The sequence below is a fragment of the Haemophilus influenzae genome, from assembly GCF_001457655.1.
Taxonomy (GTDB): Bacteria; Pseudomonadota; Gammaproteobacteria; order Enterobacterales; family Pasteurellaceae; genus Haemophilus; species Haemophilus influenzae.
The window spans coordinates 1,115,087-1,139,041 of the sequence record NZ_LN831035.1 but is presented as its reverse complement, the minus strand read 5'-3'; the positions used below and the strand labels follow the sequence as shown (position 1 = coordinate 1,139,041).

Genomic DNA, 23,955 nt, shown 5'->3' with positions numbered 1-23,955 from the left:
AGAGAAAGTGCAGTTAAAATATCGTGATTTTTTACCGCACTTTTAAAAGATTATTCTGTAATTAATGCAACAGCTGCTTCTTCCGTTTCTTGCACTTTCGCCATTTTTTGGAATTCTTGTGCATCCATAATATCTTGATTAATCAAACCTTTTTCGATTTCACGTAATGCGATTACTGTTGGTTTGTCATTATCTTCTGGCACTAATGGTGCACTTTGATTAAGTTGTAATTGTCTTGCACGACGTGCAGCCGTTAAAATTAAATCAAAACGGTTACCAATTTTTTCTACTGCATCTTGCACAGTAACACGAGCCATAATTTACTCCGATTTGTCAAAAATTACTCTATTGAAAGGGCGTTATAATACTCAATTTCGCCCTATTTTGCTAGTAGCTGTTGAATTAACATTGCATTTTGTTTTTGTTGATAATCTTTAGTTAAGCGTTCCGATTGCAAAATACTTTGTAAATCTTTTAATGTTTTCTCAAAATCATCATTCACAATGACATAATCATATTCGTCATAATGCGAAATTTCACTTATCGCTTTTGACATTCGTTCGGCAATAACCTCTTCACTATCTTGCCCACGACCAATTAAACGACGCTCTAATTCAGGCAATGAAGGCGGTAAAATAAAAATGCTTTTTACTGAAGGCACTTTTTTACGGATTTGTTGGGCACCCTGCCAATCAATATCTAAAAATACATCAATGCCTTTTGCTAAATTTTCTTCAATCGCAGGTAAAGAGGTTCCATAATAATTGCCACCAAAAACTTTGGCATATTCTAGAAATAAATCTTGTTCAATGAGTGATTCAAACTCTTCTTTTGATACAAAATAATAGTGTACGCCTTCAACTTCACCTGGGCGTGGGGCACGGGTCGTATGTGACACAGAAACCATTTTTTGAGTTGAACTATCTGATGCCAATAACGCAGAAATTAATGAAGATTTTCCTGCGCCACTTGGTGCAGATAAAATATAAAGATTACCTTGAGACATAGAATATTTAACCTTCTCTAACAACTTCAGTCTATTATGCAGATTTCTCTATAAAAAATCATCAAAAGTGCGGTGATTTTTTACGGTACTTTTTCATTCTAATGATGATTTGATATAGATCACAAAAAAGTAGTAGGGTTTATAGTTTTATAAAAATGCTCGTGCTATACTCTGTGCGTTGTCTTACTGAGTGAGCAGTATTACTCAAAGCAAACAGATTTGTTTAACTTAAATAAAAGGTGAAAATCTTATGGCAATTAAAATTGGTATCAATGGTTTTGGTCGTATCGGCCGTATCGTATTCCGTGCAGCACAACATCGTGATGACATTGAAGTTGTAGGTATTAACGACTTAATCGACGTTGAATACATGGCTTATATGTTGAAATATGATTCAACTCACGGTCGTTTCGACGGCACTGTTGAAGTGAAAGATGGTAACTTAGTGGTTAATGGTAAAACTATCCGTGTCACTGCAGAACGTGATCCAGCAAACTTAAACTGGGGTGCAATCGGTGTTGATATCGCTGTTGAAGCGACTGGTTTATTCTTAACTGATGAAACTGCTCGTAAACATATCACTGCAGGCGCAAAAAAAGTTGTATTAACTGGCCCATCTAAAGATGCAACCCCTATGTTCGTTCGTGGTGTAAACTTCAACGCATACGCAGGTCAAGATATCGTTTCTAACGCATCTTGTACAACAAACTGTTTAGCTCCTTTAGCACGTGTTGTTCATGAAACTTTCGGTATCAAAGATGGTTTAATGACCACTGTTCACGCAACGACTGCAACTCAAAAAACTGTGGATGGTCCATCAGCTAAAGACTGGCGCGGCGGCCGCGGTGCATCACAAAACATCATTCCATCTTCAACAGGTGCAGCGAAAGCAGTAGGTAAAGTATTACCTGCATTAAACGGTAAATTAACTGGTATGGCTTTCCGTGTTCCAACGCCAAACGTATCTGTTGTTGATTTAACAGTTAATCTTGAAAAACCAGCTTCTTATGATGCAATCAAACAAGCAATCAAAGATGCAGCGGAAGGTAAAACGTTCAATGGCGAATTAAAAGGCGTATTAGGTTACACTGAAGATGCTGTTGTTTCTACTGACTTCAACGGTTGTGCTTTAACTTCTGTATTTGATGCAGAAGCAGGTATCGCATTAACAGATTCTTTCGTTAAATTGGTATCTTGGTACGATAACGAAACGGGTTACTCAAACAAAGTATTAGACTTAGTAGCTCATATCTACAACTACAAAGGCTAGTTAAAACTTTGAAAAAATTAACCGCTCTTCAGAGCGGTTTTTTATTATCTAGAATTTAGTTTACGCTCTAAAAATGAACAAGGGATCACTAAAAATAATTTAAAACAATCAATATTCTTCTAGCTTTTATTCCTATTTAAGATTATATTAGCGCACAACTGTTCGCTCAATGAAATCAAAAAATAGGGTTAATATGAATCTCGATCTCCATTTTGTTCATCGTATTCAACAACAAGCCAAGACTCGTGCAAATATGACCGCACTTCGCTATAAAGAACACGGCTTGTGGCGAGACATTTCTTGGAAAAATTTTCAAGAGCAACTCAATCAACTTTCTCGAGCATTGCTTACTCACAATATTGACGTACAAGATAAAATCGCCATTTTTGCCCATAATATGGAACGTTGGACAATCGCTGACATTGCAACCTTACAAATTCGAGCAATCACAGTGCCTATTTACTCAACCAATACAGCCCAGCAAGCAGAATTTATCCTAAATCACGCCGATGTAAAAATTCTCTTCGTCGGCGATCAAGAGCAATACGATCAAGCATTGGAAATTGCTCATCATTGTCCAAAATTACAAAAAATTGTGGCAATGAAATCTACAATTCAATTACAACAAGATCCTCTTTCTTGCACTTGGGAAAGTTTTATTGAAACAGGTTCAAACGCCCAACAAGATGAACTGACTCAACGCTTAAACCAAAAACAATTATCGGATTTATTTACGATTATTTATACCTCAGGCACAACGGGAGAGCCTAAAGGTGTCATGTTAGATTACGCTAATCTCGCGCATCAATTAGAAACGCACGATCTTTCACTTAATGTGACAGATCAGGATATTTCACTTTCTTTTTTACCATTCTCTCATATTTTTGAACGGGCATGGGCGGCTTATATTCTTCATAGAGGCGCAATACTTTGCTATTTAGAAGACACCAATCAAGTACGGTCAGCTTTAACGGAAATTCGCCCAACTTTAATGTGTGCCGTCCCACGTTTTTACGAAAAAATTTATGCAGCCGTGCTGGATAAAGTTCAAAAAGCACCAAAACTTCGCCAAATAATGTTCCATTGGACAATTTCTGTAGGACAAAAACATTTTGATTTACGTGCGAATAACAAAGCTATTCCGTTCTTATTGAAGAAACAATTTGCTTTAGCGGATAAATTAGTACTCTCAAAACTTCGCCAATTATTGGGTGGGCGTATAAAAATGATGCCTTGCGGAGGAGCAAAATTAGAACCGGCTATTGGGTTATTTTTCCACGCCATTGGTATCAACATCAAATTAGGCTATGGCATGACAGAAACAACCGCAACCGTTTCTTGCTGGCATGATTTCCAATTTAACCCAAATTCAATCGGCACACTCATGCCAAAAGCGGAAGTTAAAATTGGGGAAAATAATGAAATCCTCGTGCGTGGCAAAATGGTAATGAAAGGCTATTACAAGAAGCCAGAAGAAACGGCTCAAGCCTTCACAAAAGATGGTTTCTTAAAAACTGGCGATGCGGGAGAGTTTGACGAACAAGGAAATTTATTTATTACCGATCGTATCAAAGAATTAATGAAAACCTCAAACGGTAAATATATCGCGCCACAATATATCGAAAGCAAAATCGGTAAAGATAAATTTATCGAACAAATTGCAATCATCGCAGATGCGAAAAAATATGTGTCCGCACTGATTGTGCCTTGCTTTGATAGTTTGGAAGAGTACGCTAAACAGATCAATATTAAATATCATGACCGTTTAGAATTATTAAAAAATTCTGACATTCTGAAAATGTTTGAGCAACGTATTAATGCGGTGCAAAAAGAATTGGCTCACTTTGAGCAAGTAAAGAAATTCACGCTACTCTCTCAAGCATTCAGCATTAAATTAGGCGAAATTACACCAACATTAAAATTGCGTAGAAAAGTGATTTTGGAACGTTATCGCAAGCAAATTGAAGCAATGTATCATTCACAAGAAGCATAACCAAAAGGCTCTCAATTGAGAGCCTTTCTTTTCTAATTATTCAGGAAACTTTTCTTCTAAAATCAATGCAAGTCCATCTTCATTATTGGTTGCCGTAATCACATTTGCCGCTTGTTTAATTTCATCTGGCGCATTTCCCATTGCCACCCCAAGTCCTGCGTGTTGTAGCATATCCAAATCATTAAAATTATCGCCAAATGCAATCACTTCATTGGTTTGTACGCCAAAATAATCTTCCAAAAAACGCACCGCACTTCCTTTGGTTGCATTCTTGTGCATTACCTCTAAAAAATTAGCGTGGGAACGGCAAATACTTAAATGTGGAAATTTTTTCTTTAAAAGAACTTCAATCTCAATGATTTCTTCTGCTTCCCCAATAATTTGAATTTTATGTGGCGAACTTGTCGCTACTTCATCAAAAGGATGAATCTCAATTTTGGTCACGCTGCATTCATAAATCACCCATTTATTTTCTACGTCACGAGCATGGCAATCATTATTTGTATAATAATTCACGCCAAGCAAAGGATGTTCCGCCAAAACGGTATTAATCTCTAAAATATCTTTTGGATCGATTTGTACGCTATAAATTGGTTCGAGATTTTGGTTCAAAATAAGCGCGCCACTAAATGCAACAAGCACATTATTCGTTTCAAGCTGTTTCCAATAAGGCAAAATACCTAGAGGAGAACGCGCCGAAATTGGCACAAAAGGAATGCCATTCGCCGTTAAACGCTTAATTACCGCAACAGTTCGAGGGGAAATGGTATGTTGAGAGGTTAATAAGGTGCCATCAAAATCACTAAATACTGCTTTATACATCATTACTCCGAATAAAGATTATTTCTCTGCTAAATAAGGATCATCAAAGCCTAATCCTTGCATAATTTGGGTTTCTAAACTTTCCATTTCTTCCGCTTCATCGTCTTCAATATGATCATAACCGAGTAAATGTAAACAACCATGCACGACCATATGCGCCCAATGCGCCATTAATGGTTTCTCTTGTTCTGCAGCTTCTCGCTCCACGACTTGACGACAAATAACGAGATCCCCTAACAATGGCAACTCCACCTCATCGGGGCATTCAAATGGAAATGAAAGCACGTTAGTCGGGCGATCCTTTCCACGATAAGTTAAATTTAATTCATGGCTTTCGGCTTCATCCACAATACGCACCGTCATTTCGACTTCATTCCCTTCTGGTTGAACAGCACCTGTTGCCCACTGCACAATCTGCTCTTCTGTTGGCAAACCCTCTATATTTTCTGTGGCAATTTGCAAATCAACCAATACACTTCCCATTCTATTCTCCTAAATTCTTTTCAATTTCTAACCGCACTTTTGCACTTATTGAATACATATAACAAACGGGTGGGCTTATGACCACTTTTGTATGTATAAAAATGAGGGGAATTATACAATAATAAACCCACCAATCCCCTAAATTTAGATTACATAATTTATGTTTACCGCTAATTTACTCTATTTTTAACATACAAAGAGACAAATCACGCTATTTCCTTAATCAACACAAAACCTCAAATCTCTCGCTCTTAGTTGGGGTTAATTGTGAAGTCGTTGATGCCCACTATAAATATTTCCTTTTCCTTCCCTAGCAAAACCAATTAAAGTCAAATTATGTTTCTCTGCCATTGTTACTGCTAAATCCGTTGCGGCGGAAATCGTGACTAACATTTCCACCCCGCAAGCCACTGTTTTTTGCACCATTTCATAACTCGCTCGACTGGAGGCTAAAATAAAACCTCTAGGCTTACCCGATTTTGCGTGCCAACCAAGCAATTTATCTAACGCAACGTGGCGACCTACATCTTCGTAAATAGCTAACATATTTCCATATAAATCGAAAAATGCACAAGCATGGGTAGCACCAGTTTTACATCCAAGTAATTGATTTTTTTGAAGATCAATAAGACAACTATCTAGCAAATTTAAATCAAATTGAAAAGTACAGTCTAATTTTGGAAAAGTTTTATATACTTGATTCAATTGTTCTGTACCACAAATACCACAGCCTGTACGCCCCGTAAGATTACGACGATGCTCTTTTAATGCCATAAATTTACGGCTGGAAAGTTCAATTTGCACTTCAATACCATTGCAAACTTCTACAACATCAATGCCATAAATATCTTCTGGTTTATCAATAATTCCCTCTGTTATAGAAAAGCCTAAAGCAAAATCCTCTAAATTGTTTGGGGAACACATCATAACTGCGTGAGAAATCCCGTTATATACTAAAGAAACTGGCATCTCAACAGCCAGTATGTCCTCTTTTTGTTGCAAAAGTGCGGTCAATTTTTCTGTATTTTTTGTCTTTCTAAAAAAGTTGATAGTTTGTCGAATCCAGCACTGCATTTATTACCAGTCCATTAGTTAAATGTAAAAAGTCTGTTAAATTATTTTTATATTTATGATCTAGATCACAATATTTGTTGAAGCTAATGTCATTTGATTATGGATTTATCGTTAAAAAATCGTTACTCTAGCCATCCAATAAATCAACGTTTTTACGATGATTTATATACTAGAGAGTGTTATTTTAACGAAATCAACATAATCTAGCTACTAAACGAATTTTATTACTATCTATAATATCTCAACAACTTGTTGTTGAAAGGAGTGATTATGCAGGTCTCAAGAAGAAAATTCTTCAAGATCTGTGCAGGAGGTATGGCGGGAACGTCAGCTGCAATGTTGGGCTTTGCTCCAGCAAACGTATTAGCTGCGCCACGCGAATATAAATTATTACGCGCGTTTGAATCCCGTAACACCTGTACATATTGCGCTGTAAGTTGCGGTATGTTGTTATATAGCACAGGCAAACCTTACAATTCATTAAGCAGCCATACTGGCACAAATACTCGTTCAAAACTCTTTCATATTGAGGGTGATCCAGATCATCCAGTCAGTCGTGGTGCGCTTTGCCCGAAAGGTGCTGGCTCACTCGATTATGTCAATAGTGAAAGCCGTTCTTTATATCCTCAATATCGTGCGCCAGGTTCTGATAAATGGGAACGAATTTCTTGGAAAGATGCCATTAAACGTATTGCTCGTTTAATGAAAGATGACCGAGATGCCAACTTTGTTGAAAAAGATTCAAATGGAAAAACGGTTAATCGTTGGGCAACGACAGGAATTATGACTGCATCAGCAATGAGCAATGAAGCTGCGTTATTAACACAAAAGTGGATTAGAATGCTCGGTATGGTGCCAGTATGTAACCAAGCGAATACTTGACACGGACCAACGGTAGCAAGTCTTGCTCCATCATTTGGTCGCGGTGCCATGACAAATAACTGGGTTGATATTAAAAATGCCAACTTAATCATCGTTCAAGGCGGTAACCCTGCAGAAGCCCATCCTGTTGGCTTCCGTTGGGCAATTGAAGCGAAGAAAAACGGTGCGAAAATCATCGTTATTGATCCGCGTTTTAACCGTACAGCATCCGTTGCTGATCTTCATGCGCCAATTCGTTCTGGTTCTGATATTACGTTCTTAATGGGCGTGATCCGTTACCTATTGGAAACAAACCAAATTCAACACGAATATGTTAAACACTATACCAACGCATCATTCTTAATTGATGAAGGTTTCAAATTTGAAGATGGTTTATTTGTAGGGTATAACGAAGAAAAACGTAACTACGATAAATCTAAATGGAACTACCAATTTGATGAAAATGGTCACGCTAAACGTGATATGACATTACAACATCCTCGTTGTGTCATTAACATCTTAAAAGAGCACGTTTCTCGTTATACCCCAGAAATGGTTGAACGTATTACAGGCGTAAAACAAAAACTCTTCTTACAAATCTGTGAAGAAATTGGTAAAACCTCTGTGCCAAATAAAACGATGACGCATCTATATGCATTAGGTTTTACAGAGCATTCAATCGGTACACAAAATATTCGCTCAATGGCGATAATCCAGTTACTTTTAGGTAATATGGGGATGCCAGGTGGCGGTATTAACGCATTACGTGGACACTCCAATGTGCAAGGTACGACAGATATGGGCTTATTGCCAATGTCTTTACCAGGTTATATGCGTTTGCCAAACGATAGAGATACCTCTTACGATCAATACATTAACGCAATTACACCAAAAGATATCGTTCCAAACCAAGTGAACTATTATCGTCATACTTCAAAATTCTTTGTTAGTATGATGAAAACTTTCTACGGAGATAATGCCACTAAGGAAAATGGCTGGGGATTCGATTTCTTACCAAAAGCAGATCGCTTATATGATCCGATTACTCACGTTAAATTGATGAATGAAGGCAAATTACACGGTTGGATTTTACAAGGTTTTAACGTATTAAATGCACTACCAAATAAAAATAAAACGTTATCTGGTATGAGTAAACTGAAATACTTAGTCGTTATGGATCCATTACAAACTGAATCATCAGAATTTTGGAGAAATTTTGGTGAGTCAAATGATGTAAATCCTGCGGAAATTCAAACAGAAGTTTTCCGTTTACCAACTACTTGTTTCGCAGAAGAAGAAGGATCAATCGTTAATTCTGGTCGCTGGGCTCAATGGCACTGGAAAGGTTGCGATCAACCGGGAGAAGCCTTACCTGATGTTGATATTCTTTCTATGCTACGCGAAGAAATGCACGAACTTTATAAAAAAGAGGGTGGTCAAGGCATTGAATCTTTTGAAGCAATGACTTGGAATTATGCTCAACCACACTCACCAAGTGCGCTTGAATTAGCCAAAGAATTAAACGGTTACGCACTTGAAGATCTTTATGATCCAAACGGTAACTTGATGTACAAGAAAGGTCAATTACTCAATGGATTTGCACATTTACGTGATGATGGTACAACAACATCAGGTAACTGGTTATATGTTGGTCAATGGACTGAAAAAGGCAACCAAACTGCTAATCGCGATAATTCAGATCCATCGGGTTTAGGTTGTACTATTGGCTGGGGCTTTGCATGGCCTGCAAACCGCCGCGTACTTTATAGCCGTGCATCATTAGATATCAATGGTAATCCTTGGGATAAAAACCGCCAATTAATCAAATGGAACGGTAAAAACTGGAACTGGTTTGATATTGCTGACTACGGCACGCAACCACCAGGTTCTGATACTGGGCCGTTCATTATGTCCGCAGAAGGCGTAGGACGTTTATTTGCCGTTGATAAAATTGCAAATGGCCCAATGCCAGAACACTATGAACCAGTTGAAAGCCCAATTGATACAAACCCACTTCATCCAAATGTAGTGACCGATCCAACTTTACGTATCTATAAAGAAGATCGTGAATTTATTGGTTCAAATAAAGAGTATCCATTTGTAGCAACAACTTATCGTTTAACCGAGCATTTCCACAGCTGGACTGCACAATCTGCATTAAATATCATCGCACAACCACAACAATTTGTGGAAATTGGCGAAAAATTAGCGGCAGAAAAAGGCATCCAAAAAGGCGATATGGTAAAAATTACTTCTCGTCGTGGCTATATTAAAGCGGTCGCCGTGGTTACAAAACGTCTTAAAGATCTCGAAATTGATGGACGTGTCGTACACCATATAGGTCTTCCAATTCACTGGAATATGAAGGCATTAAATGGCAAAGGTAACCGTGGATTCTCTACGAATACCTTAACACCATCTTGGGGTGAGGCAATCACGCAAACACCAGAATACAAAACATTCTTGGTAAATATTGAAAAAGTTGGGGAGGCATAATATGGCTGGAACTGCTCAAGGCGTTCAAACGCAAGACGTTATTAAAATCTCCGCAACATCTGGTTTAACACCAGCACCACAAGCGAGAGATCATAAAGTTGAAGTCGCAAAATTAATTGATGTTTCAACTTGTATAGGATGTAAAGCCTGTCAAGTGGGTTGTTCAGAGTGGAATGATATTCGCTCTGATATCAATGCACAATGTGTTGGGGTTTATGACAATCCAGTTGATCTTGATGCAAAAGCATGGACGGTGATGCGTTTTAACGAAGTTGAAGAAAACGATCGTTTAGAATGGCTGATTCGTAAAGATGGCTGTATGCACTGCACAGAACCTGGTTGTTTAAAGGCTTGTCCTGCACCCGGTGCAATCATTCAATATGCTAACGGTATTGTAGATTTCCAATCCGATAAATGTATTGGTTGTGGTTATTGTATTGCAGGCTGTCCATTCAATATTCCACGAATGAATCCTGAAGACAATCGTGTATACAAATGTACTCTTTGTGTGGATCGTGTTTCTGTGGGACAAGAGCCAGCTTGCGTGAAAACCTGTCCAACAGGTGCTATTCGTTTCGGCTCTAAAGAAGAAATGAAAATTTACGCAGAACAACGCGTGGCAGATTTAAAATCCCGTGGTTATGAAAACGCAGGACTTTACGATCCTCCAGGTGTAGGCGGTACACACGTAATGTATGTGTTGCATCACGCAGATAAACCTGAGCTTTACAATGGTCTTCCAAAAGATCCTCAAATTGATTTGAGTGTGACCTTATGGAAAGATGTATTGAAACCAGTCGCTGCAGTTGCAATGGGTGGTCTAGCTCTAGCAGAAGTTGCGCACTACTTAACCGTTGGCCCAAATGTAGAAGAAGATGTGGAAGATCATCATCACGAATTTGAAGAAAATAAACCATCCAAGGGGGAAAATAATGAGTAAAATTGAAATTAGCAACGATACTCGCGTTATCCGCCATAGAACCCCAGCACGTATCAGTCACTGGATGTTGGTTATTTGCTTTTTTATGACGATGTTCACTGGTGTTGCATTTTTCTTCCCTGACTTTGCTTGGCTCACAGAAATTTTGGGTACACCACAAATTGCACGCGCCATTCATCCATTTACAGGGATTTTAATGTTCTTCGCTTTCATCTACTTAGCGTTATTGTACTGGGATCACAATATTCCAGAAAAAAACGATATTCGCTGGGCAAAAGGTGTTATTGAAGTTCTTAAAGGGAATGAACACGCGGTTGCTGATAATGGCAAATATAACCTTGGTCAAAAAATGCTCTTTTGGACATTAAACTTGGCAATGGTAACGTTATTAGTCACTGGCATCATTATGTGGCGTCAATATTTTTCACATTACTTCTCAATCCCAGTATTGCGAATTGCTATTTTACTCCACTCTGCAAGTGCTTTTATGTTATTCACTGGTATCTTAGTGCATATATATATGGCATTTTGGGTTAAAGGATCAATTCGTGGTATTGTTGAAGGTTGGGTAACCGTTCGTTGGGCGAAAAAACACCACCCAAGATGGTATCGTGAAGAAGTTTTATCAAAACTTGAGGAAGATTTACTCAACGAGCAATCTGGCAAAGTAGGTAAAACCAAAGTCTTATTTAAAGGATTTGGCAAATAAGCTGAAATCCTGAAAAAGAAAAAGTGCGGTTAAAATTGACCGCACTTTTTATTATAAAAGTGAGAGAATATGAGTATCAAAATCTTATCTGAATCAGAAATTAAACAAGTAGCAAATTCATATCAAGCCCCAGCGGTTTTATTTGCCAATCCTAAAAATCTTTACCAACGCAGAGCGAAACGTTTAAGAGACTTAGCACAAAATCATCCTCTATCTGATTATTTATTATTTGCTGCAGACATAGTTGAAAGCCAACTTTCCACGTTAGAAAAAAATCCTTTACCGCCACAACAGCTTGAACAGTTAAATGCTATCGAGCCACTAAATGCCAAAACCTTTAAGAGAGACAGTATCTGGCGTGAATACTTAACTGAAATTCTTGATGAAATAAAGCCCAAAGCTAACGAGCAAATTGCTGCAACAATTGAATTTCTTGAAAAAGCCTCTTCTGCTGAATTAGAGGAAATGGCAAATAAGCTCTTAGCACAAGAATTTAATTTAGTCAGCAGTGATAAAGCCGTCTTTATTTGGGCTGCACTTTCTCTTTATTGGTTACAAGCAGCTCAACAAATTCCCCATAATAGCCAAGTTGAAAACGCTGAAAATTTACATCACTGCCCTGTTTGTGGTTCTTTACCTGTTGCAAGTATTGTACAGATTGGTACATCACAAGGTTTACGCTACTTACATTGTAATTTATGTGAAAGTGAATGGAATTTGGTACGCGCACAATGCACCAATTGTAATAGTCATGACAAACTTGAAATGTGGTCATTAAATGAAGAACTTGCGCTTGTTCGTGCCGAAACCTGTGGTAGCTGTGAAAGTTACTTGAAAATGATGTTCCAAGAAAAAGATCCTTACGTAGAACCTGTAGCCGATGATTTGGCTTCTATTTTCTTAGACATTGAAATGGAAGAAAAAGGTTTCGCACGCAGCGGATTAAATCCATTTATTTTTCCAGCAGAAGACGCATAAAAATATAGCCTAGGATAAACATCCTAGGCTATATCATTTGTATCTATAAATAACAGGCCATTACTACGGCATTTTCTCGTCCACCGCTGGGCTTTGGATAATAATTTTTTCGAATATCGACTTCATTAAAACCAATTTTTTCATACAAGAAACGAGCAGGGTTAGACTCTCTAACTTCTAGCCATAAGGTCTGTACACCTTTTTCTTTCAATCGAGCGATTAACTCATTCAACAATAATTTCCCCAATCCATTACCTTGATGAGAGGGTACAATAGCAATATTAAACAAAGTCGCTTCATCTAATACGGTTTGGCAAATAGCAAAACCGATAATCTGATTATTCTCTATTAATTTTAAATTGAGATAACGCTCACCTTGATTATTTTTTAACGTACCAAATGACCAAGGCACCAGATGTGCTTGCTGTTCGATTTCATACAATCGCTCGAAATCACAGGCTTCAATTTGAGAAATAATAGACATAATTAAGGCTGCTGAATTTGTTGCCACAACGCTCGTTTGGCTTGATGATTAGATTGAAATTGCTGCCAACTTGGCGAGCGATAAACCTGCTCAGCCTGCTTGCAAAATGGCAAAGTGCGGTCAATTTGGTCGTTATTTTCTGATAGTAACCAGTAACGAATAGGCTGCTTACATTCCATATGCTGGATTTGATCGTAATTCAAACATAAACAATTTTCTTTTTTAAGATTAAGGCTTAACAGCACATCAGCCAACAAAGGCGAGCTACTGATATTTTCATTGGAAACAGTGATAAAGCGAATATTCTCTGCCACACTAATTCCTACTGAACCTTGCAGTACCTCGGGGCGATATAATTCCCACTGGGAAATGCCCATTTCTTGTAAAAGAAGATCGCGTCTGTTCATAAGTGAATTTTTAAAAACGTTGCTTGAAAAATAGTGTTAATTTCTTTTATTAATCTTTGCTAAAATGGTGCGTAATTTTAACCAATAACCCACAGGATTCAAAGCGTGATTTCTCTAGAAAGCCAAGTTTTAGAACGCCATCTTTCATTTTTTGATGGTAAATCGGTATTATTTGCTGGCGGTATTTCTGATAATTTTCCTCAAACATTAGCCTCTAAATGCTCATCAATCCAAATTTGGAGTTGCTATTTTGACTATGCAAGAACACAAAGTGCGGTCAATTTTTCCGTTGAATTTCAAGGTCAAGCCGATTTAATCGTTTATTATTGGACTAAAAACAAACAAGAAGTCAATTTCCAACTGATTCAACTATTAGCTCAAGCATCTATTGGTCAAGAAATATTAATTATTGGTGAAAACCGTTGTGGCGTGCGTTCAGTAGAAAAAACATTAGCACCCTATGGAGAAATAGCAAAAATTGACTCTGCTCGTCGTTGCGGTTTATATCATTTTTCACTCCAAAATAAACCGCACTTTGAACTTAAAAATTTCTGGAAAACCTACCAACATCCTACGATACAAGACTTAACTATATATAGTTTACCTGGTGTATTTAGTGCAGCGGAATTAGATACGGGCACAGAACTGTTACTTTCAACCATTGATAATAAAATAAAAGGAAAAGTACTCGATCTTGGCTGTGGGGCGGGAGTAATTGGCTCTGTGATAAAAAAAAGCTCTACTAACGCACAAATTACCATGACTGATATTCATGCGATGGCGTTAGAATCAGCGCATAAAACACTTTCTGAAAATCAATTACAAGGCGAGGTTTACGCCAGTGATGTCTTTTCTGATATAGAAGGAAAATTTGATTTGATCATTTCAAATCCACCATTCCATGATGGTATTGATACTGCCTACCGAGCAGTGACAGAACTCATCACTCAAGCAAAATGGCACCTCAATCAAGGTGGAGAATTACGCATTGTCGCCAATGCATTTTTGCCTTATCCCGAATTACTTAGACAACATTTCGGTGATTACGAAATTCTTGCTCAAACAGGAAAATTTAAAGTGTATTCAGTGAAAAATTAGAAACAAAAAAATCCCCATCGCAATAATGGGGATTTTTCTATTTATTACTTATGGATTTCACCGCACTTTATTCATCCATATATCCTAAACTACGCAATGCACGTTCATCATCTGCCCAACCTGACTTCACTTTCACCCAAAGTTCGAGGTGAACTTTGTTATCAAATAAACGTTCCATATCAGCACGCGCTTCCATACCAATAGTTTTAATTTTTTGACCGCCCGCACCAATTACCATTTTTTTCTGACCTTCACGTTCAACGAGAATTAAGCCATTGATTTCATAAGTGCCACGTTCATTCACTTTAAATTGTTCAATTTCAACAGTAACAGAGTAAGGCAATTCTTCACCGGTAAAACGCATTAATTTTTCACGGATTATTTCCGATGCCATAAAACGTTGCGAACGGTCTGTGACATAATCTTCTGGAAAATGATGCACACCTTCGCGTAAAGATTGGCGTACAATTTTCTCTAATTCATGAATATTATTACCACGCTGTGCAGAAATTGGCACAATGTGAGCAAAGTTAAATTTACCGCTAAGATCTGTAATAAACGGTAACAAATCATCTTTATTTTTGATGTTATCTACTTTGTTGATAGCAAGCACAACGGGTGCTTTTGCATTACGTAGTTTGTTTAGCACCATCTCATCATCTGCATTCCAATGTGTACCATCTACGACAAAAATAATTAAATCAACATCGCCGATAGCACTACTTGCTGCACGGTTCATTAAACGGTTAATCGCACGCTTCTCTTCAATATGAAGTCCTGGAGTATCCACATAGATTTCTTGATACGCACCTTCAGTTTTAATCCCAACAATGCGGTGACGGGTGGTTTGTGCTTTACGTGATGTAATTGAAATTTTTTGTCCTAAAATTTTATTTAAGAGCGTTGATTTACCCACATTTGGGCGACCTACGATAGCAATAAAGCCGCAATAGGTTTTGTCGAATTGTTCGGTCATTTGATGTCCAGTTCTTTTAAAATTTGTTCTGCTGCCGCTTGTTCAGCTTTACGACGGCTAGATCCTTTTGCCACAAAAGTGCGGTCAATTTTCTCCGCACTTTTCACTTTGCATTCAACAGTGAAAATTTGGCAATGGGCTTCCCCTTGAATATTTACCACTTCATAAGTTGGCAATGGCAAATGTTTGCCTTGTAAATATTCTTGTAAACGCGTTTTCGCATCTTTTTGATTATCGCCTGGTTTAATTTCTGCCAATAACTGTTGATACCAATTTCGTATCACTTGGGTCGTCACAGCCAATCCTTGATCCAAAGACATTGCGCCAATAATCGCTTCTACACAATCGGCAAGAATAGATTCACGGCGAAAACCACCGTTCTTTAGCTCGCCAGAACCAAGCGACATATAATCGCCTAATTCAAATTGGCGCGCTAAAATCGCTAAAGTGGGTTCGCGTACCAAAGTAGCACGCATACGGCTCAGTTCTCCTTCATTACAACGTGGAAACTGATGATAAAGTGCTTCAGCGATAGTGAAATTAAGAATGGAATCGCCTAGGAATTCTAGGCGTTCATTATGTTGAGTTGCCGCACTTCGATGCGTAAGTGCCTGCTTTAAGAGCGCAATATCATTAAAACGATAGCCGATTTTACGCTCAAGTCGATCTAAATGATTCATCTTATTTTATTGCTGTAAAGAAACGCTCAAAACGGAAACCTGTTGGCCATTCATTCGCTTCTTTTTCTAAGCTCATCCAAATATAAGTGGCTTTACCCACAATATTTTTTTCAGGTACAAAGCCCCAGAAACGACTGTCATCGCTGTGATCGCGATGATCCCCCATCACAAAATACTGCCCCTCTGGCACAAGCCATTCTGCAGTTTGCATTCCCTCTTGTGGGAAAAATTCAAGGTCTGAATAACGACGATACTCACTAATTAACACGTTATGTGTTACATCGCCTTTTTCAGTCAATTCTAATTCATTTGGAAAAGCAGGATTTGTTGGATTTTGTGTATATTCAAACGCCTTAGTTTCGCAATCAATTTCACAAGGTTTACCTTCTTTACCATATACCACTTTTAGCGTTTTTTGTTCCGCATCAAAAATGATGCGATCTCCGCCCTTTCCAATAATACGTTTAATATAATCCACACCAGACATATTATCTTTTGAACTTAACGCTAAATTTTCTGCAAAGGCTGCTCGTGTTGCACCAAGACCAGTACGAATTAACGCTTGTTGTGGTGCTTTAAACACAATCACATCGCCACGTTGTGGTTTTTCGCCCTCAATAATGGTGTTTTGGAAAATCGGATCTTTCACACCATAAGCATATTTATTCACAACTAAAAAATCGCCAACACGTAAAGTGGATTCCATTGAGCCAGAGGGAATTTGAAACGGTTCAAACAAAAAAGAACGAACCAAAAATACCACTGCAAGCACAGGAAAAAGTGAAGACAAAAATTCTGAAGCCTCAGAAATCGGTTCAATTTTGGCTTTTTCTTCCTCACTTAAGGTTTTACCAGAACGTTGTTCTGCACGTGCCACTTGACGATGACGTTTTGGCAGCACCACAAAACGATGATAACACCATAATACGCCAGAAAGTGCGGTCAAAATTAGTAACAAAATACTAAAAGTATTTGGCAACTGAAAATAATCTAAAACTTTCCACACACCAAAGCCGACAGCCAATAAAATCACAAAAAATAAATTTGACATAATTTTCCTTATTTATCTTTTCCTACGTGTAAAATTGCTAAAAACGCCTCTTGCGGCACTTCTACGTTACCTAAAGATTTCATACGTTTTTTCCCTTCTTTCTGCTTCTGTAAGAGCTTTTTCTTACGGCTCACGTCACCACCATAACATTTTGCTAATACGTTTTTACGTAATTGTTTCACCGTAGAACGGGCAATAATGTGGTTACCAATCGCGGCTTGAATAGCAATATCAAATTGCTGACGAGGAATTAACTCTCGCATTTTTTCAACCAATTCACGACCACGATATTGTGAATTATCTTTATGAACAATTAAAGCTAAAGCATCTACTCGTTCGCTGTTAATCATAATATCCACGCGAACCATATCTGCCGCTTGGAAACGTTTAAAACCGTAATCTAACGAAGCATAACCACGCGATGTTGATTTTAAACGGTCAAAGAAGTCTAGAACAACTTCGCCCATTGGAATTTCATAAGTCAGTGCGATCTGATTACCGTGATATACCATATTGGTTTGCACGCCACGTTTTTCAACGCAAAGGGTAATAACGTTACCTAAATATTCTTGTGGTACTAACATATTACATTCTGCGATTGGCTCGCGAATTTCAGCAATATTATTAAGTGGAGGCAATTTTGCAGGACTATCCACATAAACAACCTCCCCATTCGTTAATTGCACTTCGTAAATTACCGTTGGTGCAGTAGTGATAAGATCTAAATCATACTCACGCTCTAGACGCTCTTGAATGATTTCCATATGTAGAAGTCCAAGGAAACCACAACGGAAACCAAAGCCAAGTGCAGTCGAAGTTTCTGGTTCATAGAAAAGTGACGCATCGTTTAAACTTAATTTACCAAGTGCATCGCGAAACGCTTCATAATCATCAGAACTTACAGGAAAAAGCCCAGCATAAACCTGTGGTTTTACTTTTTTAAAACCTGGCAACACTTCAGCTGCAGAATTATGTTGATGGGTTAAGGTATCCCCAACTGGCGCACCTAAAATATCTTTAATCGCACAAACGACCCAACCCACTTCGCCACATTCTAAAACGGTGGAATCTTCTTGTTTTGGCGTGAAAATCCCTAAACGATCAACATTGTAAGTTTGCCCTGTGGACATCACTTTAATTTTATCGCCTTTACGTAATACCCCGTTTTTAATACGCACTAAAGATACCACGCCCAAATAGTTATCGAACCAAGAATCAATAATCAATGCTTGTAATGGCGCATTAGGATCGCCTTCTGGTGCGGGAATTTTTGCCACGATTTCTTCTAATACATCTTCGATACCGACACCCGTTTTAGCTGAGCATCGAACCGCTTCCATCGCATCAATTCCAACAATATCTTCAATTTCTTCCGCTACACGTTCAGGATCTGCGGCAGGCAAGTCGATTTTATTTAAAATCGGTACCACTTCTAAATCCATTTCGATTGCGGTATAACAGTTTGCCAGAGTTTGGGCTTCGACTCCTTGGCCAGCATCAACCACCAACAATGCCCCTTCACAAGCAGCAAGAGAGCGAGACACTTCATAGGAAAAGTCCACGTGTCCTGGGGTATCGATAAAGTTTAATTGATAAGTTTCGCCATCTTTGGCTTTATAATTTAAGGTAACACTTTGTGCTTTGATGGTAATTCCACGCTCACGCTCAAGATCCATTGAATCTAGCACTTGCGCTTCCATTTCACGATCCGAAAGGCCACCACAAGTTTGAATCAAACGGTCAGAAAGGGTCGATTTACCGTGGTCAATATGGGCAATAATAGAAAAGTTGCGAATATTCTTCATAAAAGATAGTTTTTCTCAAAAATCATTAAATTTAACTGGCGGATTCTACCTGAAAAGCATGTAAATCGCTATAGATGAAAAGGAAAAGTGCGGTCAAATTTTCAAACTTTTTAGATAAAACAAAACCCCGAATGACTTCGGGGTTTCTTTTTTCATTCAAAATGAAATTATAAGCTTTCAGTAAAAGTACGAGTGATAACGTCGCGTTGTTGTTCTGGCGTTAAAGAGTTGAAACGTACTGCGTAACCAGAAACACGGATAGTTAATTGTGGATATTTATCTGGGTTATTTACCGCATCTTCTAACGTTTCACGACGTAATACGTTCACGTTTAAATGTTGGCCACCTTCAACTTTAACAGTTGGTGCGACGTTTACTGGTAATTCACGGTATTCGATTTGACCTAATTCGCTCACTGCAACAACTTGGTCTTCAGCAAATTCGCCTTTTGCACACAAGCAACGCGCTTCATTTTTTTCGCTGTCTAATAACCAGAATGAATTAAGCAAATTGTCATTTGCTGCTTGAGTAATTTGAATACCTTTAATCATAATAGCCTCCTAATTGGCACGAAAATAATAATAAAACTGTACAAATTTTATCAAATCATTTTAATATTTCAAATTATTTTAGATTTATTTGATAAAGAGCAGGTTATTTTTTTAATTAATTTTTATAAATTTGATCTAAATTAAAATTTATTAATTTTTAAATAAAATTTATATCAATAATTTAACATTAATTTAACTTTTTATTGAATGAGTGTTTTTGTTTATAATGAATAAAAACTTATTAATAGGATAGAATAATGAAAAACTGGACAGACGTTATCGGAAAAGAAAAAGAACAACCTTACTTTCAACACGCTCTACAACAAGTTCATCTTGCAAGAGCAAACGGGAAAACAATTTATCCACCACAAGAAGAGGTATTTAATGCATTCAAATATACCGCTTTTGAAGATGTAAAAGTGGTAATTTTAGGTCAAGATCCTTATCACGGTGCAAACCAAGCGCACGGCTTGGCTTTTTCTGTAAAACCTGAAGTAGCAATTCCCCCTTCCCTATTAAATATGTATAAAGAACTCACACAAGATATTTCGGGATTCCAAATGCCATCACATGGTTATTTAGTCAAATGGGCAGAACAGGGCGTATTACTACTTAACACAGTGCTTACCGTAGAACGTGGTATGGCACATTCACACGCCAATTTAGGTTGGGAAAGGTTTACAGATAAAGTTATTGCAGTGCTTAATGAACATCGTGAAAAACTGGTGTTTTTACTTTGGGGCAGTCACGCACAAAAAAAAGGACAAATTATTGACCGCACTCGTCACCTTGTTTTAACGGCTCCGCACCCTTCCCCACTTTCAGCCCATCGAGGTTTTTTTGGCTGTCATCATTTTTCCAAAACAAATTCATATTTGGAAAGTAATGGAATGAAACCAATTGATTGGCAAATCTAAACCATATATCTCTAAAAAATAACCGCACTTTAATCTCTCAAAGTGCGGTTGAATATTTCAGCATTTTAATTAGCCGTGATAACGCCCTACGCCTAATTCATCTTCTTTACGTGTGCGATTCATCACTTCTTGTGGCGATTGTGCAATACGTAATCCCATTTCATCTTCAGTACGCACCACTTCGCCACGTAACGAATTAGTATAAACATCAGTAATTTTTACATCCACAAATTTACCGATCATTTCTGGAGAACCTTGGAAATTAACAATACGATTCGTTTCAGTACGTCCCGTCAATTCCATAATATCTTTCTTCGATGGGCCTTCAACTAACACGCGCTGCTCTGTGCCAAGCATACGACGGCTAAATTGTGCCGCTTGTTGATTAATACGCTCTTGTAGCACATAAAGACGCTGTTTCTTTTCATCTTCCGTCACATCATCTGGCATATCTGCTGCTGGCGTACCTGGTCGAGCGGAATAAACAAAACTGAAGCTCATATCAAAGTTTACTTGTGCAATCAAATTCATAGTTTGCTCAAAATCTTCCGACGTTTCCCCTGGGAAACCAACAATAAAGTCAGAGCTGATTTGAATATCTGGGCGCACAGCACGAAGTTTACGAATAATGGATTTATATTCTAATGCGGTATGAGCACGTTTCATCATAGTTAATACACGGTCAGAACCTGCTTGCACTGGAAGATGTAAGAAACTCACTAATTCAGGCGTATCACGATACACATCAATAATATCATCGGTAAATTCTATTGGATGGCTGGTTGTGAAACGTAAACGGTCAATACCATCGATAGAAGCCACGAGACGAAGCAACTCAGCAAAACTACAAATTTGACCATCATGCGTTGGCCCACGATAAGCATTTACATTTTGACCAAGTAGATTTACCTCACGCACACCTTGTTCCGCAAGTTGCGCAATTTCAAATAGCACATCATCTACGGGACGGCTAACTTCTTCTCCACGAGTATAAGGCACAACACAGAAAGTACAGTATTTATTACAGCCTTCCATAATGGAAACAAATGCCGTTGGGCCTTCTGCGCGAGGTTCAGGTAAGCGGTCAAATTTCTCAATTTCAGGAAAGCTCACATCAACCACAGAGCTTTTACCGCCACGAATTTGATTAATCATTTCAGGCAAGCGATGCAAAGTTTGCGGGCCAAAAATAATATCCACATAAGGCGCACGATGGCGAATATGTTCCCCTTCTTGAGAAGCCACACAGCCGCCCACACCAATCACTAAATTTGGATTATTTTTCTTTAATTCTTTCCAACGCCCAAGTTGGTGGAACACTTTTTCTTGTGCTTTTTCACGAATAGAACAGGTATTTAATAATAATACGTCTGCTTCTTCAGGTGCTTCCGTGAGTTCTAATCCGTGGGTGCTTAATAAAAGATCGGCCATTTTAGATGAATCGTATTCGTTCATCTGGCAGCCCCAAGTTTTAATATGTAATTTTTGAGTCATTTTCTACAATATCGTTAGGTGTTATAAATAATTAGTTAAATAAAGCAATGGGCTATTCTACAGGCTTGCGCTAATTCTGGCTAGTGAATATTCGGTGAAAGACACTAAACAGAATATTTTGATAAGCTAGAAAGGCTTGTAAATCATTAAAAAAATAAGATATTCATAAATATACTCAAGATATAATGCAGTATGAGGTAAATATTAGTTCATAAAATTAAAGGAAATACTAGCTTATCGCGATTACAACGATGTGTATATTCAAGGTAAACCAAAAGGATTAAGCCCTGTAGATTACAGGACTTAATCCTTAAATTAAATAGAGCTCACTTTTTAGTGAAAACGCAAGCATATATTTATAATCAACTACTTTGTCTACTACACCGTCAAAATAGCAGTTAAATTTAAAAAAGATTAGCTTATAACCAGCCTAAACTCATTAATAATTTCCACCATGCCATACCGATAGTTAGATGGATAATTAAACTACCAAAAGCAATGATCGCGCCAGTAATCCACCAAGATTTTATATCATTATAACCAGCACCGAATGCAATTGGACCTGGTCCGCCTCCGTAGTGAGTTACTGAACCACCATAAGAATTAGCAAAGACTAAGCCTAGAGCAAGCAATTCAGTAGGAGCGCCTGTTACATGTCCGACTGTTGCAAATACGGGTACCATTGCAGCTACATATGCACCGCCTGATGCGAATAAATAACGTACAGAGACACTTAAGGTAAGAATCACTATTAACGCCATCATACCATGCCCCTCAAACTGAAGTATGGTACTTAAGGTGTTTGCTAACCATTTGAAAAAGCCAGATTTTTCAAGCAAGCCAGACATACCGATGATACCACCATACCATACTAGGGTATTCCATGCGCCTTTGCTTTTTAAGATATCGTCCCAGGTGACGATACTTAATACAATACAAAGCACCATTACAATGATTGCAACAATGGTAGCATTGATATGAAGTGAATTAGAGAAAATCCAGCCGAATAATGCAATTACGAATAACACGCTGAGTGCTTTTTCACGAAAAGACATTGGACCTAATTCTTCTAAGCCTTTTTTCGCAATGGCTTTATTATCCACTTTTTTCAATTCTGGTGGAGATACCCAATAACAAATTAACGGAATTAAGAATAAGCAGAGTAAGCCGGGTACGGATGCAGCTAAGAACCATTTGATCCAAGTGGTTTCAAAACCAAGAATTGGTGCCATTAATGAAAGAGCTAAGGCATTAGGAGCCATTGCGGTTAAGAAAATATAAGAGGTAGTTTTAACCACCATATATACGTTCATCATCAAATAACGCCCTGCTTTTTTCGGGCTTTTTTCTGGATCTGAACCAAGAGCAACCACTACGCTATTAATGATTGGAAAGATAATCCCACCTGAACGCGCGGTGTTAGAGGGCGTTGCTGGCGAGAGTAAAAGATCTAAGAACATGGTAACATAGCCTAAGCGTAGGGTTGTGCTACCCATTGCACCGATCATATGATAGGCGATACGTTTACCTAGACCTGTGATTACAAATGCTGAACTCAAAGTGAATGCGGTAAAAATAAGCCATGTTGTGCCAGATTTATAACCATCCAACATATTGCCGACTTTAACCAATTCTTTCGCCCCTTCAGTATTACCGATGATAACGCCAGAAACTGCAATTGCAGCCAATAAGATAACGGGCTCGCCATAAGGTTTAAGCACAAGCCCAACGATAGTGGCGATATAAACACCAAGTAATCGCCAAGCAATCAAAGAAAGCCCATCAGGAGCAGGTAGTAAGAAAGTGATCAATGGGATAGCCATTAAAATCACCAGTTTTGTATTTTTGGATAATGCCATA

General features: G+C 38.1%; 22 protein-coding genes. 8 read left to right on the top strand and 14 right to left on the bottom strand.

All coding sequences use genetic code 11. From position 1 onward, the window contains the following. Window positions 1-50: 50 nt before the first annotated feature. Window positions 51-317: a DNA-directed RNA polymerase subunit omega gene (gene rpoZ / locus AT683_RS05745; protein WP_005693900.1), complete on the bottom strand. Its 267-nt coding sequence runs from the start codon at window positions 315-317 to the stop codon at window positions 51-53. A 62-nt stretch (window positions 318-379) separates the two neighbouring features. Continuing rightward, the gene (gmk, locus tag AT683_RS05740) at window positions 380-1,006 is read right to left on the bottom strand and encodes a guanylate kinase (RefSeq protein WP_005649899.1); all 627 of its coding nucleotides are present in this window, start codon (window positions 1,004-1,006) and stop codon (window positions 380-382) included. Between the two features lie 250 nt (window positions 1,007-1,256). On the opposite strand from gmk, the gene gap reads away from it, so the two are divergent. Further along, on the top strand, window positions 1,257-2,276 hold the full coding sequence (gene gap, locus AT683_RS05735; protein WP_005649897.1) for a type I glyceraldehyde-3-phosphate dehydrogenase: 1,020 nt from the start codon (window positions 1,257-1,259) through the stop codon (window positions 2,274-2,276). Window positions 2,277-2,469: 193 nt separating this feature from the next. Beyond that, on the top strand, window positions 2,470-4,269 hold the full coding sequence (locus AT683_RS05730; protein ID WP_038440984.1) for an AMP-dependent synthetase/ligase: 1,800 nt from the start codon (window positions 2,470-2,472) through the stop codon (window positions 4,267-4,269). 36 nt (window positions 4,270-4,305) lie between these two features. On the opposite strand, the gene AT683_RS05725 is transcribed toward AT683_RS05730, so the two are convergent. The 3 genes from AT683_RS05725 to fdhD all read right to left on the bottom strand — a co-directional run bounded on the left by AT683_RS05725 (window position 4,306) and on the right by fdhD (window position 6,648). Beyond that, window positions 4,306-5,091, bottom strand: a complete 786-nt coding sequence (locus tag AT683_RS05725; RefSeq protein WP_038440983.1) for a Cof-type HAD-IIB family hydrolase — start codon at window positions 5,089-5,091, stop codon at window positions 4,306-4,308. 18 nt (window positions 5,092-5,109) lie between these two features. After that, complete coding sequence (ybeY, locus tag AT683_RS05720) at window positions 5,110-5,574, bottom strand: rRNA maturation RNase YbeY (RefSeq protein WP_011271775.1); 465 nt, start codon at window positions 5,572-5,574, stop codon at window positions 5,110-5,112. A 261-nt stretch (window positions 5,575-5,835) separates the two neighbouring features. Continuing rightward, the gene (gene fdhD, locus AT683_RS05715; protein WP_011271776.1) at window positions 5,836-6,648 is read right to left on the bottom strand and encodes a formate dehydrogenase accessory sulfurtransferase FdhD; all 813 of its coding nucleotides are present in this window, start codon (window positions 6,646-6,648) and stop codon (window positions 5,836-5,838) included. 270 nt (window positions 6,649-6,918) lie between these two features. Here fdhD and fdnG point away from each other — a divergent pair, with 270 nt between their 5' ends. The 4 genes from fdnG to fdhE all read left to right on the top strand — a co-directional run bounded on the left by fdnG (window position 6,919) and on the right by fdhE (window position 12,632). Continuing rightward, the gene (gene fdnG, locus AT683_RS05705; protein ID WP_154590033.1) at window positions 6,919-10,005 is read left to right on the top strand and encodes a formate dehydrogenase-N subunit alpha; all 3,087 of its coding nucleotides are present in this window, start codon (window positions 6,919-6,921) and stop codon (window positions 10,003-10,005) included. Between the two features lies 1 nt (window position 10,006). Then, entirely contained in the window at window positions 10,007-10,945 is a 939-nt protein-coding gene (gene fdxH / locus AT683_RS05700) for a formate dehydrogenase subunit beta (RefSeq protein ID WP_011271778.1), read from the top strand. Next, complete coding sequence (locus AT683_RS05695) at window positions 10,938-11,654, top strand: formate dehydrogenase subunit gamma (RefSeq protein ID WP_005657853.1); 717 nt, start codon at window positions 10,938-10,940, stop codon at window positions 11,652-11,654. The genes fdxH and AT683_RS05695 overlap by 8 nt, the downstream gene beginning before the upstream one ends. Window positions 11,655-11,723: 69 nt before the next feature. After that, on the top strand, window positions 11,724-12,632 hold the full coding sequence (fdhE, locus tag AT683_RS05690; RefSeq protein WP_011271779.1) for a formate dehydrogenase accessory protein FdhE: 909 nt from the start codon (window positions 11,724-11,726) through the stop codon (window positions 12,630-12,632). A 43-nt stretch (window positions 12,633-12,675) separates the two neighbouring features. Here fdhE and rimI read toward each other — a convergent pair whose 3' ends face one another. Next, the gene (gene rimI, locus AT683_RS05685; RefSeq protein WP_011271780.1) at window positions 12,676-13,116 is read right to left on the bottom strand and encodes a ribosomal protein S18-alanine N-acetyltransferase; all 441 of its coding nucleotides are present in this window, start codon (window positions 13,114-13,116) and stop codon (window positions 12,676-12,678) included. Between the two features lie 2 nt (window positions 13,117-13,118). Continuing rightward, entirely contained in the window at window positions 13,119-13,523 is a 405-nt protein-coding gene (holD, locus tag AT683_RS05680; protein WP_011271781.1) for a DNA polymerase III subunit psi, read from the bottom strand. A gap of 105 nt (window positions 13,524-13,628) precedes the next feature. On the opposite strand from holD, the gene rsmC reads away from it, so the two are divergent. Then, window positions 13,629-14,621, top strand: a complete 993-nt coding sequence (gene rsmC, locus AT683_RS05675) for a 16S rRNA (guanine(1207)-N(2))-methyltransferase RsmC (protein WP_011271782.1) — start codon at window positions 13,629-13,631, stop codon at window positions 14,619-14,621. Window positions 14,622-14,688: 67 nt separating this feature from the next. Here the strand turns inward: rsmC and era are convergent, their stop codons facing one another. The 5 genes from era to grcA form a co-directional block, all read right to left on the bottom strand. Further along, window positions 14,689-15,597 carry a GTPase Era gene (era, locus tag AT683_RS05670; protein ID WP_014550631.1) on the bottom strand — a complete coding sequence of 303 codons (909 nt, stop codon included), beginning with the start codon at window positions 15,595-15,597 and terminating at the stop codon, window positions 14,689-14,691. Further along, window positions 15,594-16,277: a ribonuclease III gene (gene rnc, locus AT683_RS05665; RefSeq protein ID WP_005652648.1), complete on the bottom strand. Its 684-nt coding sequence runs from the start codon at window positions 16,275-16,277 to the stop codon at window positions 15,594-15,596. Before rnc ends, era begins: the two co-directional genes overlap by 4 nt. Before the next feature lies 1 nt (window position 16,278). Then, a complete protein-coding gene (gene lepB, locus AT683_RS05660; RefSeq protein WP_038440978.1) occupies window positions 16,279-17,328 on the bottom strand; it encodes a signal peptidase I in 1,050 nt (349 codons plus the stop codon). 8 nt (window positions 17,329-17,336) lie between these two features. Further along, window positions 17,337-19,133, bottom strand: a complete 1,797-nt coding sequence (gene lepA / locus AT683_RS05655) for a translation elongation factor 4 (protein ID WP_038440977.1) — start codon at window positions 19,131-19,133, stop codon at window positions 17,337-17,339. A 167-nt stretch (window positions 19,134-19,300) separates the two neighbouring features. Next, entirely contained in the window at window positions 19,301-19,684 is a 384-nt protein-coding gene (gene grcA / locus AT683_RS05650) for an autonomous glycyl radical cofactor GrcA (protein ID WP_005628746.1), read from the bottom strand. A 257-nt stretch (window positions 19,685-19,941) separates the two neighbouring features. On the opposite strand from grcA, the gene ung reads away from it, so the two are divergent. Continuing rightward, a complete protein-coding gene (ung, locus tag AT683_RS05645) occupies window positions 19,942-20,601 on the top strand; it encodes a uracil-DNA glycosylase (protein WP_038440975.1) in 660 nt (219 codons plus the stop codon). Between the two features lie 69 nt (window positions 20,602-20,670). On the opposite strand, the gene miaB is transcribed toward ung, so the two are convergent. After that, entirely contained in the window at window positions 20,671-22,095 is a 1,425-nt protein-coding gene (gene miaB, locus AT683_RS05640) for a tRNA (N6-isopentenyl adenosine(37)-C2)-methylthiotransferase MiaB (RefSeq protein WP_005660726.1), read from the bottom strand. Window positions 22,096-22,514: 419 nt separating this feature from the next. Then, on the bottom strand, window positions 22,515-23,954 hold the full coding sequence (locus AT683_RS05635) for an anion permease (protein WP_005652640.1): 1,440 nt from the start codon (window positions 23,952-23,954) through the stop codon (window positions 22,515-22,517). Window position 23,955 lies beyond the last annotated feature (1 nt).

Coding starts and splice junctions, on each gene's coding strand:
- ybeY (WP_011271775.1), bottom strand. CDS start 5,574: ATGGGAAGTGTATTGGTTGATTTGCAAATTGCCACAGAAAATATAGAG.
- rnc (WP_005652648.1), bottom strand. CDS start 16,277: ATGAATCATTTAGATCGACTTGAGCGTAAAATCGGCTATCGTTTTAAT.
- holD (WP_011271781.1), bottom strand. CDS start 13,523: ATGAACAGACGCGATCTTCTTTTACAAGAAATGGGCATTTCCCAGTGG.
- rimI (WP_011271780.1), bottom strand. CDS start 13,116: ATGTCTATTATTTCTCAAATTGAAGCCTGTGATTTCGAGCGATTGTAT.
- grcA (WP_005628746.1), bottom strand. CDS start 19,684: ATGATTAAAGGTATTCAAATTACTCAAGCAGCAAATGACAATTTGCTT.
- lepA (WP_038440977.1), bottom strand. CDS start 19,133: ATGAAGAATATTCGCAACTTTTCTATTATTGCCCATATTGACCACGGT.
- AT683_RS05725 (WP_038440983.1), bottom strand. CDS start 5,091: ATGTATAAAGCAGTATTTAGTGATTTTGATGGCACCTTATTAACCTCT.
- miaB (WP_005660726.1), bottom strand. CDS start 22,095: ATGACTCAAAAATTACATATTAAAACTTGGGGCTGCCAGATGAACGAA.
- fdhD (WP_011271776.1), bottom strand. CDS start 6,648: ATGCAGTGCTGGATTCGACAAACTATCAACTTTTTTAGAAAGACAAAA.
- era (WP_014550631.1), bottom strand. CDS start 15,597: ATGACCGAACAATTCGACAAAACCTATTGCGGCTTTATTGCTATCGTA.
- ung (WP_038440975.1), top strand. CDS start 19,942: ATGAAAAACTGGACAGACGTTATCGGAAAAGAAAAAGAACAACCTTAC.
- lepB (WP_038440978.1), bottom strand. CDS start 17,328: ATGTCAAATTTATTTTTTGTGATTTTATTGGCTGTCGGCTTTGGTGTG.
- AT683_RS05695 (WP_005657853.1), top strand. CDS start 10,938: ATGAGTAAAATTGAAATTAGCAACGATACTCGCGTTATCCGCCATAGA.
- AT683_RS05635 (WP_005652640.1), bottom strand. CDS start 23,954: ATGGCATTATCCAAAAATACAAAACTGGTGATTTTAATGGCTATCCCA.
- fdhE (WP_011271779.1), top strand. CDS start 11,724: ATGAGTATCAAAATCTTATCTGAATCAGAAATTAAACAAGTAGCAAAT.
- AT683_RS05730 (WP_038440984.1), top strand. CDS start 2,470: ATGAATCTCGATCTCCATTTTGTTCATCGTATTCAACAACAAGCCAAG.
- gmk (WP_005649899.1), bottom strand. CDS start 1,006: ATGTCTCAAGGTAATCTTTATATTTTATCTGCACCAAGTGGCGCAGGA.
- fdxH (WP_011271778.1), top strand. CDS start 10,007: ATGGCTGGAACTGCTCAAGGCGTTCAAACGCAAGACGTTATTAAAATC.
- gap (WP_005649897.1), top strand. CDS start 1,257: ATGGCAATTAAAATTGGTATCAATGGTTTTGGTCGTATCGGCCGTATC.
- rpoZ (WP_005693900.1), bottom strand. CDS start 317: ATGGCTCGTGTTACTGTGCAAGATGCAGTAGAAAAAATTGGTAACCGT.